This is a genomic window from Roseomonas sp. TF40 (assembly GCF_057219975.1).
The window spans coordinates 221,713-236,377 of record NZ_JBXVVR010000008.1 but is presented as its reverse complement, the minus strand read 5'-3'; the positions used below and the strand labels follow the sequence as shown (position 1 = coordinate 236,377).

The following is a 14,665-nucleotide window of genomic DNA, read 5'->3' as shown; positions in this document are numbered from 1 at the left end:
TCACCCTGCCGGCTGCTGCGCCGCCGCCAGGCGGGCGCGCCGGCGGCGAAGCTGCCAGCGGATGAGGATGACGCCGAGCACCGTGAACGCCACGGCGCCGATGGCGTAGAACAGGTTCTCCGGCCCGAGCAGGGCGCCGAGATACCAGCCCGCCAGCACGAAGCTCGCGGCCCAGATGCCCGCGCCGAAGAAGTTGAAGAAGGCGAAGCGGGCATAGGGGATGCCGGCCATGCCGCAGGCGGCGGCGGCCACGTTGCGCACGCCGTAGAGGAAGCGGAAGCTCAGGATGAAGGCGGCGCCATAGCGGTGCAGCAGCACGGCGGCCTTGTCGAACTGGTTCTTGGCGCGCGGCATGCGCGCCAGCAGCCGCGGCCCGAAGCGCCGACCCAGCAGGAACCAGCACTGGTCGCCGCAGAAGGATCCCGACCAGGCGGCGAAGAACAGGATCCAGGGATCGATCAGCCCGGTGGCCGCCCCCACGGCGGCCGCGGCGATGACGAAGGTTTCACCTTCCAGGAACGCCCAGAGAAAGACCCCCGCATAGGCAAGCGCGCCCCACTGTTCCCAGATTTCTGCCAAGTGAAGCTCTCCCGTTCGTGAGCATCATGGCGGCGGGCGCGGGGGAAGGGAAGGGCACGGCGTTACATGGTGTTGCGCGCGGCACTTTCCCCCCATTCGCAGGGCTCAGTTCTGCAGCGTGATGCCCTTCGTACGGATCACCTCGCTCCAGCGGGCGAGGTCGCTCTCGATGACGCGGGAGAGTTCCTCGGCGCCGCCGGACATCACGGTGGCCCCCTGCTGGGCGAAGCGCTCCCGCACTTCGGGCGTGGCCTGGAAGCGGCGCACCTCCTCCTGGATGCGCGCCACCACCGCGGGCTCCAGGCCGCGCGGGCCGAGCAGGCCGTACCAGAAGGAATAGGTGAAATCGACGCCCTGTTCCCGCGCCGTGGCCACGTCCGGCAGGGCCGGGATCCGCCCGCCGGTGGTGCCGATGGCGATCGCCCGTGCCCGGCCGTCGCGCACCGCGCCGAGCACGGTGGGCGGGGCGGCGATCAGCAGCGCGACGCGCCCGGCGAGCAGGTCCGTGAAGGCCGGGCCCATGCCGCGATAGGGCACATGCGTCATGGCGATGCCCGACAGGTCCTGCAGGTATTCGGTGTAGAGGTGCGGCGAGGACCCCGCCCCCATGGAGCCATAGAACAGGCTGTCGGCGGGCCGGCCGCGCTGGGCGTCGATGAATTCGCGCAGCGTGCGCGCCGGGGCGTTGCCGGGCACGACGAAGACGGTGGGGTAGTCCACCAGTGCCGAGATCGGCGTCATGTCGGTGCGGATGTCGAAGCCGAGATTTGGCTGCAGCGGCGGCGCGGTGGCCAGCGAATTGTCGGTGAGCAGCAGCGTCGTGCCGTCCGGGGCGCTGCGCACCAGGTGGGTCCAGCCCACCACGCCGCCGCCGCCCGAGCGGTTCTCCACCACGAAGCTGCCCCCGGTCTGCTCGCTCAGGCGCTGGGCGAGGAAGCGGGCGACGAAATCCGTGGTGCCGCCGGGCGGATAGGTGATGACGATCCGCACCTGCCGCGTGCCGGGCCAGACGGCGTTGGGCTGCGCCTCGGCGAGGCGGGGGGCGAGGGCCAGCAGCGCCGCGGCGGCGCCGAGCAGGATGCGACGGATCATGGTTTCTCTCCCTTGGTCGGTGCCGGTTCCGCCGGCTCGCCTGGTCCTGGCCGGCGCCGCCGGCTCATTTCTGGTCACCGGTTCTGCTGGTTGGGGCTTCGGTCGCGCCGGCGGGCGGCGCAGCGTGCACAGCCAGCACATGCTCAGGCGAGCCGCGCGGAGGCGAGGCGCGCGCCCTCCGCCAGGGCGCGCAGCTTGGCCCAGACCACATCGCGCGCCACGCGCCCGCGCCCGGCCGAGGTGTCGAAGCCGCAATCCGTGCCGGCCATCAGCCGCGCCGGGTCGCCCAGGCTGTGTGCGATGCGCTCCAGCCGCTCGGCCACCACTTCGGGATGCTCGACGAAGTTGGTCAGGGTATCGATCACGCCCGCGACCAGGATCTGGTCCGGCGCGAGCGGCGCGGCGCGGAAGACGCGATGCTCATGGGCGTGGCGCGGATTGGCGAAGGGCAGCACGAAGCCGCCGACACGCAGCTGGCGGATCAGCGGCCAGATCTCGGCGAAGGGCACGTCCGAATCATGCGGCGCCTCGTAATTGCCCCAGCAGACATGCAGGCGGATGCGTTCCCGCGGCAGGCCCGCGATGGCGGTGTTGATGGCGCCGACCACCCGCTCGCAGAAGCCCAGGAAGTCGGCCAGCGGGCGATCCTGGTAGGAGGCTTGGCGCTCCAGCGCCAGGTCCGGGCAATCGATCTGCAGCGTCAGCCCGGCATCGAGGATCGCCTTGTACTCCACCCGCAGCGCCGCCCCCAGCGCGGCGAGGTAGGCGTCCTCGGTGTCGTAGTGCTGGTTCTGCACCACCGCCGCGACGATCCCGGGCGAGGGCGCGGCGAGAAAGGCGCCGGCGAAATGCGCGGCCTCCGGCGCCAGGGCGGCGCGGAACTCGGCGCATTCCGCCTGCATCGCTTCCTCCCCCACATAAGCGATTGGGGCGATGGCGGCCGGGAGGTTGGAGGTCACGCTCGCGGCCTCCTTCGTCGCCATGCCGGCGGTGAACTCGGCCTTGAATTCCGGATAGGCGTCGATGTCCTGGAAGCCGCCGCGCGCGCTGGCGCCGCCAAGGCCGGTCAGGCGGTCGCGCAGGTAGAGCACGAAGGATTCGCGCCCCTGCTCGCCATTGTTGGGGATGTCGATGCCCGCCGCGCGCTGCTGCGGCACGATGGCGCGCACCGCGGCCTCGGCGGCGGCGGCGAGTTCCGCCGCATCCACCGCCTCGCCGCGCGCGCGCCGGGCGTGCAGGCGGGTCAGGGCACGCGGGCGGGGCAGGCTGCCGGTATGCGTGGTCAGGATGCGCGGCATCGCCGGTTCTCTCCCTTTCGGAAGAGCGTTAGCGCCGCAGGGCGTCCGCGACCAGGGTGCAGCCGGCCACCGCCAGCAGAATCATCGCACCCGGCCAGACCGCGGCGAGGGGGGCGGAGAACACGAGATCCTGCGCATTCGCCAGCATGTTGCCCCAGCTTGCCGCGGGCGGGGCGATGCCCAGGCCGAGGAAGCTCAGCGCGCTTTCCGCCAGGATCGCGCCCGCGACGGCGAGCGCCGTGGCGACCAGGATCGGCCCCGTGATGTTGGGCGCGACATGGCGCAGCAGGATCCGCGCCTCGGAGGCGCCGAGGCCGCGCGCGGCGCGCACATAGTCGCGCGCCAGGACGGAAAGCGCCGCCGCACGGGCGAGGCGCGCCACGCCCACCCAGCCGAACAGCGCCAGGATGGCAACGATGCGGAGAATGTCGGACAGCGCCTCGCCGCGCGGCAGGCCGATGCGCCCGGTATCGGCCGCCGCCAGCACCACCAGCACCGGCAGGGCGGGCAAAGCGAGCATCCCATCCGCAAGGCGCATCAGCACCGCATCCGTGATCCCGCCACGCCAGGCCGCGAGCAGGCCGATCGCCGTGCCGATCAGCGTCGCCGCGATGGCCGTGGCAAGCCCCACCGCCAGCGAGACCCGCGCGCCATGCAGCAGCCGCAGCAGGAGGTCACGGCCGAGGTCATCCGTGCCGAGCGGATGCGTGGCCGAGGCCGGCGCGAAGCGGTTGAACAGGTCGGGCGTGAAGGCATCGTGCCCCATGGCGGCCTCGAGCGTGCCCGCGAACAGCGCGCCGAGCACAAGCGGCGCGAGCATCAGCAGGCCGAGCGACAGCCTCATGCGAGCCGCGGATCCAGCGCCCGCTGCGCGACATCCGCCGCCAGCGTGGCCAGCATGGTCACCAGCGCCACCAGCAGTAGCGCCACCAGGGCGAGGTTGGTGTCGTTGCCCATCACCGCGTCATAGATCAGCTTGCCCATGCCGGGCCGGGCGAAGAGCGTCTCGGTGATCAGCGCGCCGCCGACCAGCGAACCGGCATCCAACGCCGCCACCTGCAGGATCGGCACGGCGGCGTTGGGGAAGGCGTGGCGGAACAGCACCCGTGCCTCGCCATTGCCGCGCGCGCGGGCGGCCACCACCCAGGGCTCGCGCAGCGTGGCCGAAAGCGCGGCGGCGCTGTGCCGCGCATAGGCGGCGAGGTTGGCGAGTGCCAAGGTCACCACCGGCAGCAGCAGGAAGCGCCAGGCGGATTGCCCTTCCTCCGGCACGCCGCCCGCCGGCAGCCAGCCCAGCGTCACGGCGAAGAGGATGATCAGCAGGATGCCCGCCCAGAAGCTCGGCGCCGATTGGCCGAGGATGGCGATGGCATCGACGACGCCCGCCAGGCGCGGCCGCGCCGCCGCCAGCGCGCCGAGTGCCAGGCCAAGGCCCGCCGCCAGCGCAAGTGCGGCGCCAAGCAGCGCGAGGGAGGAAAGCAAGGCGGGCCAGATCACCTGCGCCACGGGCTGCGCGAAGAGGCGCGAATAGCCGAACTCGCCCGCCAGCAAGGCCTGCGCCCAGGCCGCGTAGCGCGCCATCAGCGGCTGATCCAGCCCATGCAGGGCGCGCAGCCGCGCCGCATCCTCGGCCGTCAGGCGTGGATCGCCCGCGATGGCGAGGTCGATGGGATCGCCCGGCATCAGCCCGATCAGCAGGAACATCGCCGCCGAGAGCAGCACGAGGGTGATCGCGATCTGCCCCAGCCTTGTGACGAGCAGCCGGATCACCGGACGCGCCACTCCTCTGCCCAGAGCGAGGAGGCGTTGAGATGCCCCGTCGGGCGCACCCCCTCAAGCCACAGGGGCCAGACATGCGCGTCCGAGCGGAACCAGAGCGGGATGGCCGGCAATTCCTCGGCATAGATCGCCTGCAGGCGATGCCACAGCGCGCGGCGACGCTCGCGGTCGAGCTCGATGGGCAGCGCCTCAAGCAGCGCATCCATCTCGGCATTGCGGAAGCCGGTGTAGTTCTGGCCGGAGAAGTTGCGCTCGGCGCGCGGGATCTCATCGCTGTGCAAGGTGGTGCGCGGCACGTTCTCGGGGCTCGAGATCCAGGCGAACATCGCCGCCCCGGTGAAGCGGCGGCGGCTCAACGTCTCGCCGAAGAAGACGCGCGGCGGTTCGTTGCGGATGCGCGTCTCGATGCCCGCCTGGCGCCACATGCCCTGGATCACCTGCTGCACCGCCTCGCGCGAGCGGTTGCCGGCGGTGGTCATCAGCTCGAGGGTCAGGCGCTCCCCGGCCGCGTTGCGGCGGATGCCGTCGGGACCGGGACGCCAGCCGGCGTCGTCAAGCAAGGCGCGGGCGGCGGCAAGGTTGAAGGGCCATTGCCGGACATTGTCGTCATGCATGCCATCCAGCGGATTCACCGTGGTATGCGCCACGCTCTGCCGCCCCTCGAAGAGCCGGGCGACGATCTGCGCGCGGTCGATGGCCTGGATCAGCGCCTGGCGCACGCGCCGATCGGCCAAGGCGGGCGTGTCGAGGTTGAGGTCGAGATGCTCGTAGATCAGGCCGGGCTTGTAGGCGAAGCGGAAGCGGTTCGGCACGCGCCGCTCCAGCGCCGCCGCCTGGTCGAGCGGCAGGCCGAGCTCGCCCGCGATCATGTCGAGCTGCCCGGCGAGAAGCTGCGCTTCCAGCGCCGCGGTGTTCTCCACGGTGCGGATGGCGATGCGGCGGAAGGCAGGTGCGGCGCCGGCCCAATGGGCGTTGCGCTCCAGCACCACGCCGCTGCCCGGGGTCACCGCGCTGATGCGGTAGGGGCCGTTCCACAGGCCGGGATTGGTGGGTTCGGTCTCATAGGCGCTGCGGCTGCGATAGCTGCGCGGTTCCTGCGCCCAGCGCGCGCGCTCGATATGCGCGGGCAAAGGCTGCCAATCGCCGGCCGAGGCGTATTCGAAGGTGACGCGGTCGAAGCGCAGCGTGACGCTGCGCGGACCCTCCACGATCGCCTCATAGGCGCTGCGGTAGAATTCGGCGCCGCCGAAGCCCGTGGAAAAGTCGCGCCCTGCCTCCCAGGCGAAGAGCAGGTCCTCCGCCGTCACCGGCGTGCCATCGCCCCAGCGCGACCCCTCGCGGATGCGCCAGGTGACGCGGATGCCCGGCCGGCCATCGGGCGTGCTCTCGCGCACCGCCATGCCGTTCTCGAGGCTGGGCACGACATCGCAGCCCAGGCAGGCGAGGTTCCAGTCCGGATCGCGCACCGTCAGTGGCCGGCGCGTGAAGCCGAGCACGTAGGATTTCGCCGCCATGCTCTCGATGTTGGGGTGGAAGGTGGCGGGGTATTGCGTGATGCCGATGGTGAGGCTCTCGCGCGGTGGCGTCTGCGCCTGTGCCAGCGCGGGCAGGGCCATCAGCAGCAAGGCGAGGCTCAGGCGGAGGGCGGCCATTGGCGGGCTCCATGCCAGACGCGGAGAATGAGGACCTCATCGGCTGCGATGGCGTAGATGAGGCGATAGGGCGTATGCCGGACCGCCGCGGCGCGGACATCCTGTCCTGGCAGCATCATGGCCGAGAGCGGGAAGGTCTCAAGCCGTCTGGCCGTGCGACGGATTTGCCTCGCGGCATGGCGCGCCGCGGCGGGGTTCTCTTCAGCCAGGTAACGACGGATGTCGGCAAGGTCGGCCCGCGCAATGATCGACCAGCGGATCCTCACCCGCGGGTCCGGGCCTTGGCTTCAACCTCTTCCACCCAGGCGTCCAGCTCCGCCATCACCACCGCATGATCCACGAGGCGACCCGCAGCGGCATCCGCCTCGCCCTCCGCGATCCAGGCCGAGAAGGCCGCCTTGTCGGCGACGAAGGCATCGAAACCGTCATCGGGGCCGAGAAAGGCGCGGGCGGCCTCGACCAGCACGGCCTCGCGCGTGGACTGGCGCTCCGCCGCCGCGCGGGTCAGCGCCTCGGCCACCTCATCGGGCAAGTCCACGCTGATCCGCACCATCGCCGCCGCCCCTTCCTGCCTATTCCGCGCTGTCCTTCAGCTTGGCTTCCGCGACCGAGCCGATGCCGCCATGCGCCTTCGACCAGCCGACCGGATCCTCGAGGAACTTGCGCACTTCCTTCAGCGCGCTCTCCGAGAAATAGGGCCGCTCGCGGCAGACTTCCAGCACATCCCACCAGGTGCAGAGGTGGTGCAGGTGCAGGCCCATCTCCTTCATCTTCTCGAAGCTGCCGGGGAAGACGCCGTAGTAGAACACCACGAAGGTGTGGTCGCAGATCGCCCCCGCGTCACGCAGCGACTGCGCGAAGCGGATCTTGGAGCCGCCATCGGTGGTCAGATCCTCCACCAGCAGCGCCTTCTGGCCGATCGGCACCTCGCCCTCGATCAGCGCGTTGCGGCCGAAGCCCTTGGGCTTCTTCCGCACATAGGCCATGGGCGCCATCATCCGGTCCGCGATCCAGGCGCCGAAGGGGATGCCGGCCGTCTCGCCGCCCACCACCACGTCGATGGATTCGAAGCCGATATGCCGGGCGATCTTCTCGAAACCCAGGTCGCAGATGCGCATCCGGGCGCGGGGGAAGGAGATGATGCGCCGGCAATCGATGTAGACGGGGCTCTTCCAGCCGCTCGTGAAGGTGTAGGGCTCCTCGGGCCGGAAGTTCACGGCCTTGATCTCGAGCAGGATGCGCGCCGTGGTGAGCGCGGCGTCGCGGTCCCAGTCGGAGGCGTGGGCGATGGCCATGGGCAGGTCCCTGTGCGGAGGAAAAGGGTGGGCGTGATCCCTGTTCGTAACCCTGCCGGGCGCCAGCGTCCATGACGGCCGAGCCCATTTGGGTCCTGGCCGACCCCCGCGCCGGCACCGCTGCCCAGGCGCAGGGCATCGCCGAGCGGCTCGACCGGCCCTTTCGGCTGGTCCCCCTGGCCTGGGGGGGGCTGGCGCGCCTGCCCTGGCCCTTCGGCACCCTGGCCGGGCTGGCGGGGCCGGCCCGCGCCGGCCTTGCGCCCCCCTGGCCGCGCCTGGTGATCTCGGCGGGGCGGCGCAGCGCGCCGGTGGCGGCTTGGCTGCAGGCGCGCGGGGCACGGGTGGTCCATTGCATGCGCAGCCCCCTGGCAGGTCGCTTCGCGCTGAACATCCTCGGCCGGCATGACGACCCGCCGGCCCGGCCCAATGTCCTGACCATCCTGGGGGCGGCGCACCGCATCTCCCCCGCGCGTCTGGCCGAGGCGCGGCAGCACTGGGCCGCCTTCGAGGCCCTGGCGCGGCCGCGCATCGGCCTGCTGCTGGGCGGGCCGGTGCGGGCCGAGGGATTGGCGCCGGCGCTCGCGGCCAGCCTCGGCGCGCAGGTCGCGGGCTTCGGGGGCAGCGTGCTGGCCACCGCCAGCCGGCGCACCGGCGGCCCGGCGACCGAGGCGCTGGCCGCCGCCCTGGCCCCCCTGCCGCACATCCTCCATCGCTGGGGCGATGCCGGGCCCAACCCGCTGCTGGGCATCATGGCCTGGGCCGACCTGCTGGTGGTCAGCGGCGATTCCGTCTCCATGTTGAGCGAGGCGCTGGTCACGCCCGCGCCGCTGTTCATCGCCCCCCTCGGCGGGGAAGGGAGACGCCATTTGGCCCTGCATGAGAGCCTCTACGCCGCCGGCCAGGCGCGCCCGCTGCGCGACGCGCCCGCCCCATTCGCCCGGGCACCCTTGGACGAGGTCGGCCGCATCGCCGCCGAGATCGCCGCGCGAGGCCTGCTTGCGGGCTGAGCGGAACCTCCGGCGTGGTGGCGGCGAAGCGCCGGGCATGAGCACGACGCTGCCCGCCCCGCGCCCCTTCGCCATCGCCTGGCCCTGGCTGGACCATCGCCGGCGCTTCTCCTGGCCGCGGCTGCTGGTGCTCATCAGCCTGATCGCCCCGGGCCTCGTGCTGCTGGCGATGCTGGCCGATGGCGCGCTCGGCGCCGAGCCCTGGAAGGCGGCGATGCGCGAGGCCGGGTCCTGGGCGCTCTGGGCATTGCTGCTGAGCCTCGCCGTCACGCCGCTGCGCTGGATCGCCGAGGCACCCCGCATCGCCACCTACCGGCGCATGGTGGGGCTCACGGCGCTGGGCTACGCGGTGCTGCATCTGGTGCTCTACAGCGGGCATCTCGCCTGGAACCTGCCGGCGGTGGCTGTGGAGATCGCGACGCGCCTCTACCTCACCATCGGCTTCGCCGTGCTGCTCGGGCTCGGCGTGCTGGGCTGGACCTCGACCGATGCCTGGCAGGCGCGGCTCGGGCGGGGATGGAAGAAGCTGCACCGGATCGTCTATCCCCTGGTGGCCTTCGCCGTGCTGCATGCCTTCCTGCAATCCAAGGCGCGCGCGGATGACGCGGTGTTGATGGCGGGGCTGTTCGTCTGGCTGATGCTCTGGCGGCAATTGCCGGGGCGCTGGCGGGCGGAGGCCCGGGCGCTGGCGTTGCTGGCACCGGTGGCGGCGATTGGTGCCGCGGGGCTCGAATTTGCCTGGTATGCCAGCGCCACCAACCTTCCGGCAGGCCGCATCCTCGCCGCCAATCTCGACCTCGCGGCGGGGCTGCGCCCGGCGCAGATCGTGCTGCTCATGGGCCTGGTGGTGGCGCTGATCCCCCTGGCGCGCGGCTGGCGCGGGCTTTCTTCCGCGGGAGGCCGCCGCTAGCCTGCACCCGATCCGGAGGGCAGGCGCCATGGGCATTCGTATCGACCCCGAGAACGGGCTGACCGGCACCCCCGGCCTCAACGCAGCCCTCCTGCTGCAGGAGGCCGAGTTCACCGTCGAGCTCGAGCAGGGGGCGGGCAACGTGTTTCCGCTCGCCGCCACCGTTACGGTCGAGGCCAGCATCGGGGTGGTGGGGGACCAGGATTATTTCGCGGTCGATCTCCTCTCGGGTGAGGTCTGGATCGTCGATATCGATGGTCTGGCCGGCATCCCCGACCTGACGCTCTTCCTCTACAACCCGGCCGGCGCGCTGGTCGCCACCGTGACGCAGGGGCTGGGGCTCGACCCCGGTTCCACGAGTCTCGCCGATCCCTTCGGCACCTTCGTGGCGACCTCGCCGGGGCTGTGGCGGTTTGGCATCCAGGCCGCCTCGGCCAGCGCGACCGGCGCCTACATGGCGCATGTCACCCGCATGGACCTGCCGCGCGACATCTACGGCACGGCCGGGGCCGACATCATCGCGGGCGGCCAGCTGGACGACACGCTGCACGGCCATGCGCGGGAGGCCGCTGCGGCCGATACCGGCGCCGACAGCCTCGCCGGTGGTGCCGGGCGCGACCGGATCGAAGGCTGGGGCGGCAACGACACGCTGCTGGGCGAGACCGGCAACGACACGCTGATCGGCGGCGCGGGGGCGGACAGCCTGCAGGGCGGCGACCAGGCGGACCGGCTGCTGGGTGGGGCGGGCAACGACACGCTGCTCGGTGACCTCGAATTCAGCCTCAACGGCGATCGGGACACGTTGAATGGCGGGGCTGGCGACGATCTGCTGCGCGGCTTGGCCGGTGCGGACCTGCTGCAGGGCGGCGAGGGGACGGATACGCTGATCGGCGGCCATGCCGGGGACCGCCTGCAGGGCGGCGCGGGCGATGACGTGCTCATCGCCGACGAGGATTCCCTCGCCAGTGCCGACCTGCCCGATTGGCTCGATGGCGGGGCGGGCCGTGACTCGCTCTTCGCCGCGGCGGAGGATCGGGTGCTCGCCGGGGAGGGCGATGACTTCGTCCAGGTGAGCCTCTCCCCCGGCGGCTACGGGATCGGCCTGTTCGATGGCGGGGCGGGGCTCGACACGCTGCGCCTTGTCTGGGTGGGCGGGCTCTCGAGCCTCGCCGTGGCCTTCGATGCCGGCGGGGCGGTGCGGGCCACTCTGGCCTTCGGGGCGCCGGTGGAGACCCATGCTTTCCGCGCCAGTGGCTTCGAGCGCCTGCACGTCGATGGCACGGACGGCGCCGACGACCTCCAGGGCGGGGCGCTCGCGGATACGTTGATCGGCTATGGCGGCGTGGGCGACATCCTCGCCGGTGGCGCGGGCGATGATTCGATCCTCGCCGGGGGCGGCATCGTCACCGAGAACGCGCTGCTGCTTGGCGAGGATGGCGATGATTCGCTGCGCCTCGGCGTGGGGGATGGCGTGCTCGACGGTGGCGCCGGCAACGACCGGCTGGAATTCGTCGCCCCCAGCGGCACGGCGGTCCTGCAGGGCGGCGCGGGCGATGATTCGCTGCGCGTCGAGGGCGGCAGCGCGCTGGTCGATGGCGGCAGCGGCAATGACCTGCTCGAGGTCGATTTCTCCATGCTGCTGCTGGCGGTGGAGGCGGAGGCGTTCGGCGATGGCAGCGGCTGGATCGGCGGGCAGGGCCGGTCGGTGGATTTCACCGGCATCGAGCGGCTGGTGCTCTACGGCGGCACCGACAACGACACGCTCCAGGGCGGGACGGGTGCAGATACGCTGGTGGGCGGCCATGGCCGGGACCTGCTGCAGGGTGGGCTCGGCAATGATCTCTACCGCGCCGACAGCCTGGACGTGATCGTCGATACCGGCGGGGCGGATACGGTGGAGAGCGGCCAGAGCCACAGCCTCGCCGCCGGCATCGAGGCGCTGGTCCTGACCGGCACGAGCGCCATCAACGGCACCGGCAATGGCGGCAACAACCTGCTGCGCGGCAATGCCGGCGCCAATCTCCTCAATGGCGGCAACGGCGCCGATACGCTCGATGGCGGTGCCGGGGCGGACCGGCTGACGGGCGGCACCGGCAACGACGTCTTCGTGCTGCGCCTCGACGACGCGCAGGGCGACCGCATCCTGGATTTCGCGGGGCTTGGCGCCGCGGCGGGCGACGTGATCCGCTTCGAAGGCTATGGCGCGGGGGCGCTGGTGAGCTTCGTCGCCGGCGCGCAATGGAAGGTGCAGGGCGCGGCGGGCGTCGATTCCTTCCTGGTCACCGGCAGCTTCGACCCGCTGCACGACGCCCTCTTTGCCTGAGAGACCCATGATCGTCCTGCACGGCATCAAGAACTGCGACACCATGAAGAAGGCCCGCGCCTGGCTGGAGGCGCGGGGCATCGCCTATCGCTTCCACGACTACAAGGCCGAGGGGATTGAGCGCGCGACGCTCGCGCGCTGGGTCGGGCAGGTGGGGTGGGAGGCGCTGCTGAACCGCGCGGGCACCACCTTCCGCAAGCTGCCCGAGGCGGAGCGCGAGGGGCTGGATGCGGCGCGCGCCGTGGCGCTCATGCTGGCGCAGCCCTCGATGATCAAGCGCCCCGTGCTGGAGCGCGACGGGGCGCTGACGATCGGCTTCGCCCCTGATCGCTACGCGGCGCTGTTCGGCGTTCAGGCGGGGTAGAGGCGGCTTGCGATCTCCTGGATCGCGACCGCCGGGTCAACCCTGCCGAAGCGCCGCCCCGGCACCGTTTCGGGCGGGCCGCCGGCCTTCAGTGCGGCCACCAGATCCGCGCGCACGCGCTTGTCGTTGCGGTGATACTGGTGGCCGATCCAGTTCATCTCGGTCTCGCTGGCCGGCACGGGCTTCTCATCCTTGCCGCCGATGACCATCGAATAGTCCACCACCTTCACATTGCCCGGCAGTTCCGCCGCATGCGCCGGCCCGCCGGTGCCCAGGCGCTTGCCGTCGTTGATCGTGCCCGAGATCGCCCAGACCACGCCGTCGTCGCGGTTCACGCCGATCGTCACATGGCGCGCGAGCGTGGCCAGCGGGCGCAACGCCCCGGCGGTGGCTCCGGGCGCGAGGCCGCGCCAGGGCGCATCCAGCACATCCCATACATCGTCGCCGGCGATGATGAAGGCCTGGCCGAAGACGGGCTCGGTGAAGAAGGGCAGCTGCGGCGTGATGGCCTGCATGCCGCAGCGCGTCGCCCGCGCCCCCATGGAATGCGCGAGGTAGACCGGCTTGCGCGCCGGCTTGAGCGCCGCGATGGCCGAGATCAGCCGCGCGAGCGCGGCGCCTGAGCGTTCGGCATCCTTCTGGTCGTCGAGATAGGCGTCGATGCTGCCCATGCCGTTCGAAGGCCAGGTGAAGCTGAGCGGCACGATGGGCGGCGCACCCCCGGCCTCGAGCCATTCGCACAGCGCGGCGGTGCGCGTCGCGGCCTCGGTGAAACTGTAGTTGAAGCCATGCGTGAAGAGCAGCGCGATGCCGTGTTGCTGCTCGGCAAGCTGCAACCAGGAGGCGAGCGTATCCACAAGCCCTTCATCCGGGGCCTCGGATTTCGCGACCACGGGCTTGCCCGCGATGCCCTCGATCGCCGGGTCGAGCGCCACCTTGCAGGTGATCTTGCCGGCGAGCAGCCGGGCCGGCGGATCGCAGGGGGTGAAGCCGAACTCGGCCTTCTGCCCGTCGAAGATCCGGTTGGTGGCGAAGTGCACCAGGCGTTCACGCATGCGAATACCCCCTCGGTTGCGCGGCGAGCATAGCGGCGGAACAGGCGCTTCGCTGCCATCACGGCTGGGTGAAAGATGAATGCACTGTCACTTGTCCGTCAGAAGCCCTCCCGCGACACTTTCGCGCGCGGGCCGGCCAATCTGGCCCCGTTATCCTGTCTGGGGGACCAATACGGAAATGCGATCTTCTCTTCTCGGCGCCGTGCTTGGCGCGGCCACACTCATGGCCTCCGCGCTGCCCGCCATGGCGCAGCCGACCACCGACACGGTGGCAGCGATTCGCGCGCGCGGCTTCCTGCTCTGCGGCGTCTCTCCCAGCACGGTCGGCTTCTCGCTGCCGGACAGCCGGGGTGAGTGGCGCGGTATCGATGCCGATACCTGCCGCGGCGTTGCGGCTTCGATCTTCGGCGACGCGTCCAAGGTCCGCTTCGTCGCCACCACGACGCAGAACCGCTTCACCGCGCTGCAGTCGGGCGAAGTGGACATGCTGGCGCGGACCACGACCTGGACCCTGGCGCGCGAGGCCTCGCTCGGCCTGCAATTCGCCTCCATCACCTTCTACGATGGCCAGGGCTTCATGGTGCACCGCGATTCCGGCGTGACCAGCGCCCGCCAGCTCGATGGCGCGACGGTCTGCGTGCAGCCCGGCACGACCACCGAGCTCAACATGTCGGACTTCTTCCGCACCAACCGCCTGCGTTTCACGCCGGTGGTGATCGAGAGCATCGAGGAAATCCGCGCCGCCTTCATTGCGCGTCGCTGCGATGCCTACACGAACGACGCCTCCTCGCTGGCGTCCTTCGCCTTCAGCCAGGGGCCGAATGCCAATCGCTACCTGCTGCTGCCCGAGATCATCTCGAAGGAACCGCTGGGTGCGGTGGTCCGCAAGGGCGATCAGAAGTTCTTCGACATCGTGCGTTGGACGCATTTCGCCCAGGTGACGGCCGAGGAGCTTGGCATCACGAGTGCCAACATCGACAGCTTCGCCAACAGCACCAACCCCGAAGTGCAGCGCTTCATGGGCCGCACGGGTGATCTGGGCCGCATGCTCGGCCTGGAGAACAACTTCGCCGTGACCGTGGTGCGCCAGGTCGGCAATTTCGGCGAGGTCTGGACCCGCAACATCACGCCGCTCGGCGTGCCGCGCGGCATCAACGCGCTGTGGACGCAGGGTGGCCTGCAATACGCGCCGCCGATGCGCTGACCGCCAGCGCCGGCCGGGAGCCTCTCCCGGCCGGCTGCCCTTCAATAGGGGTCGCCTCAGGCGACCATCGGCACTTCCTGCTGGTGCTGCGCGTGGCGTCGTGGGAT

The 14,665-nt window shown here is 71.2% G+C and carries 15 protein-coding genes; 5 read left to right on the top strand and 10 right to left on the bottom strand.

Features of this window, described 5'->3' with window-relative positions; all coding sequences use genetic code 11:
- The 9 genes from AC2D9U_RS20835 to AC2D9U_RS20795 all read right to left on the bottom strand — a co-directional run bounded on the left by AC2D9U_RS20835 (nucleotide 1) and on the right by AC2D9U_RS20795 (nucleotide 7,695).
- The gene (locus tag AC2D9U_RS20835) at nucleotides 1–579 is read right to left on the bottom strand and encodes a DedA family protein (protein ID WP_484752522.1); all 579 of its coding nucleotides are present in this window, start codon (nucleotides 577–579) and stop codon (nucleotides 1–3) included.
- A 105-nt stretch (nucleotides 580–684) separates the two neighbouring features.
- A complete protein-coding gene (locus AC2D9U_RS20830; protein WP_484752520.1) occupies nucleotides 685–1,671 on the bottom strand; it encodes a Bug family tripartite tricarboxylate transporter substrate binding protein in 987 nt (328 codons plus the stop codon).
- A 143-nt stretch (nucleotides 1,672–1,814) separates the two neighbouring features.
- Nucleotides 1,815–2,969, bottom strand: a complete 1,155-nt coding sequence (locus AC2D9U_RS20825; protein WP_484752518.1) for a uroporphyrinogen decarboxylase/cobalamine-independent methonine synthase family protein — start codon at nucleotides 2,967–2,969, stop codon at nucleotides 1,815–1,817.
- Between the two features lie 28 nt (nucleotides 2,970–2,997).
- Entirely contained in the window at nucleotides 2,998–3,813 is an 816-nt protein-coding gene (locus AC2D9U_RS20820) for an ABC transporter permease (protein ID WP_484752516.1), read from the bottom strand.
- Entirely contained in the window at nucleotides 3,810–4,739 is a 930-nt protein-coding gene (locus tag AC2D9U_RS20815; protein WP_484752514.1) for an ABC transporter permease, read from the bottom strand. The genes AC2D9U_RS20820 and AC2D9U_RS20815 overlap by 4 nt, the downstream gene beginning before the upstream one ends.
- Nucleotides 4,736–6,400, bottom strand: a complete 1,665-nt coding sequence (locus AC2D9U_RS20810; RefSeq protein ID WP_484752512.1) for a peptide ABC transporter substrate-binding protein — start codon at nucleotides 6,398–6,400, stop codon at nucleotides 4,736–4,738. Before AC2D9U_RS20810 ends, AC2D9U_RS20815 begins: the two co-directional genes overlap by 4 nt.
- Entirely contained in the window at nucleotides 6,382–6,666 is a 285-nt protein-coding gene (locus AC2D9U_RS20805; protein ID WP_484752510.1) for a type II toxin-antitoxin system RelE/ParE family toxin, read from the bottom strand. The genes AC2D9U_RS20810 and AC2D9U_RS20805 overlap by 19 nt, the downstream gene beginning before the upstream one ends.
- Nucleotides 6,663–6,953 carry a ribbon-helix-helix protein, CopG family gene (locus AC2D9U_RS20800; RefSeq protein ID WP_484752508.1) on the bottom strand — a complete coding sequence of 97 codons (291 nt, stop codon included), beginning with the start codon at nucleotides 6,951–6,953 and terminating at the stop codon, nucleotides 6,663–6,665. The genes AC2D9U_RS20805 and AC2D9U_RS20800 overlap by 4 nt, the downstream gene beginning before the upstream one ends.
- Nucleotides 6,954–6,972: 19 nt before the next feature.
- Nucleotides 6,973–7,695, bottom strand: coding sequence for an orotate phosphoribosyltransferase (locus AC2D9U_RS20795; protein WP_484752505.1), 723 nt, complete (start codon nucleotides 7,693–7,695; stop codon nucleotides 6,973–6,975).
- Nucleotides 7,696–7,766: 71 nt separating this feature from the next.
- On the opposite strand from AC2D9U_RS20795, the gene AC2D9U_RS20790 reads away from it, so the two are divergent.
- The 4 genes from AC2D9U_RS20790 to AC2D9U_RS20775 are packed head-to-tail and all read left to right on the top strand — an operon-like array spanning nucleotide 7,767 to nucleotide 12,299.
- Nucleotides 7,767–8,702, top strand: a complete 936-nt coding sequence (locus AC2D9U_RS20790) for a mitochondrial fission ELM1 family protein (RefSeq protein ID WP_484752503.1) — start codon at nucleotides 7,767–7,769, stop codon at nucleotides 8,700–8,702.
- A gap of 37 nt (nucleotides 8,703–8,739) precedes the next feature.
- Nucleotides 8,740–9,612, top strand: coding sequence for a protein-methionine-sulfoxide reductase heme-binding subunit MsrQ (locus tag AC2D9U_RS20785; RefSeq protein WP_484752501.1), 873 nt, complete (start codon nucleotides 8,740–8,742; stop codon nucleotides 9,610–9,612).
- A gap of 28 nt (nucleotides 9,613–9,640) precedes the next feature.
- Entirely contained in the window at nucleotides 9,641–11,935 is a 2,295-nt protein-coding gene (locus tag AC2D9U_RS20780) for a calcium-binding protein (RefSeq protein WP_484752498.1), read from the top strand.
- A gap of 7 nt (nucleotides 11,936–11,942) precedes the next feature.
- Complete coding sequence (locus AC2D9U_RS20775) at nucleotides 11,943–12,299, top strand: ArsC family reductase (RefSeq protein ID WP_484752496.1); 357 nt, start codon at nucleotides 11,943–11,945, stop codon at nucleotides 12,297–12,299.
- Here AC2D9U_RS20775 and AC2D9U_RS20770 read toward each other — a convergent pair.
- On the bottom strand, nucleotides 12,287–13,354 hold the full coding sequence (locus AC2D9U_RS20770) for an alpha/beta hydrolase (protein ID WP_484752494.1): 1,068 nt from the start codon (nucleotides 13,352–13,354) through the stop codon (nucleotides 12,287–12,289). The genes AC2D9U_RS20775 and AC2D9U_RS20770 overlap by 13 nt on opposite strands.
- Nucleotides 13,355–13,577: 223 nt before the next feature.
- Here AC2D9U_RS20770 and AC2D9U_RS20765 point away from each other — a divergent pair, with 223 nt between their 5' ends.
- Entirely contained in the window at nucleotides 13,578–14,558 is a 981-nt protein-coding gene (locus AC2D9U_RS20765) for an amino acid ABC transporter substrate-binding protein (protein WP_484752491.1), read from the top strand.
- The last annotated feature ends 107 nt before the right edge of the window (nucleotides 14,559–14,665 follow it).

Bases quoted from the DNA above. Each gene is read 5' to 3' on its own strand.
- AC2D9U_RS20825 (WP_484752518.1), bottom strand. From the start codon at position 2,969: ATGCCGCGCATCCTGACCACGCATACCGGCAGCCTGCCCCGCCCGCGT.
- AC2D9U_RS20785 (WP_484752501.1), top strand. From the start codon at position 8,740: ATGAGCACGACGCTGCCCGCCCCGCGCCCCTTCGCCATCGCCTGGCCC.
- AC2D9U_RS20830 (WP_484752520.1), bottom strand. From the start codon at position 1,671: ATGATCCGTCGCATCCTGCTCGGCGCCGCCGCGGCGCTGCTGGCCCTC.
- AC2D9U_RS20765 (WP_484752491.1), top strand. From the start codon at position 13,578: ATGGCCTCCGCGCTGCCCGCCATGGCGCAGCCGACCACCGACACGGTG.
- AC2D9U_RS20780 (WP_484752498.1), top strand. From the start codon at position 9,641: ATGGGCATTCGTATCGACCCCGAGAACGGGCTGACCGGCACCCCCGGC.
- AC2D9U_RS20775 (WP_484752496.1), top strand. From the start codon at position 11,943: ATGATCGTCCTGCACGGCATCAAGAACTGCGACACCATGAAGAAGGCC.
- AC2D9U_RS20790 (WP_484752503.1), top strand. From the start codon at position 7,767: ATGACGGCCGAGCCCATTTGGGTCCTGGCCGACCCCCGCGCCGGCACC.
- AC2D9U_RS20800 (WP_484752508.1), bottom strand. From the start codon at position 6,953: ATGGTGCGGATCAGCGTGGACTTGCCCGATGAGGTGGCCGAGGCGCTG.
- AC2D9U_RS20810 (WP_484752512.1), bottom strand. From the start codon at position 6,400: ATGGCCGCCCTCCGCCTGAGCCTCGCCTTGCTGCTGATGGCCCTGCCC.
- AC2D9U_RS20820 (WP_484752516.1), bottom strand. From the start codon at position 3,813: ATGAGGCTGTCGCTCGGCCTGCTGATGCTCGCGCCGCTTGTGCTCGGC.
- AC2D9U_RS20795 (WP_484752505.1), bottom strand. From the start codon at position 7,695: ATGGCCATCGCCCACGCCTCCGACTGGGACCGCGACGCCGCGCTCACC.
- AC2D9U_RS20770 (WP_484752494.1), bottom strand. From the start codon at position 13,354: ATGCGTGAACGCCTGGTGCACTTCGCCACCAACCGGATCTTCGACGGG.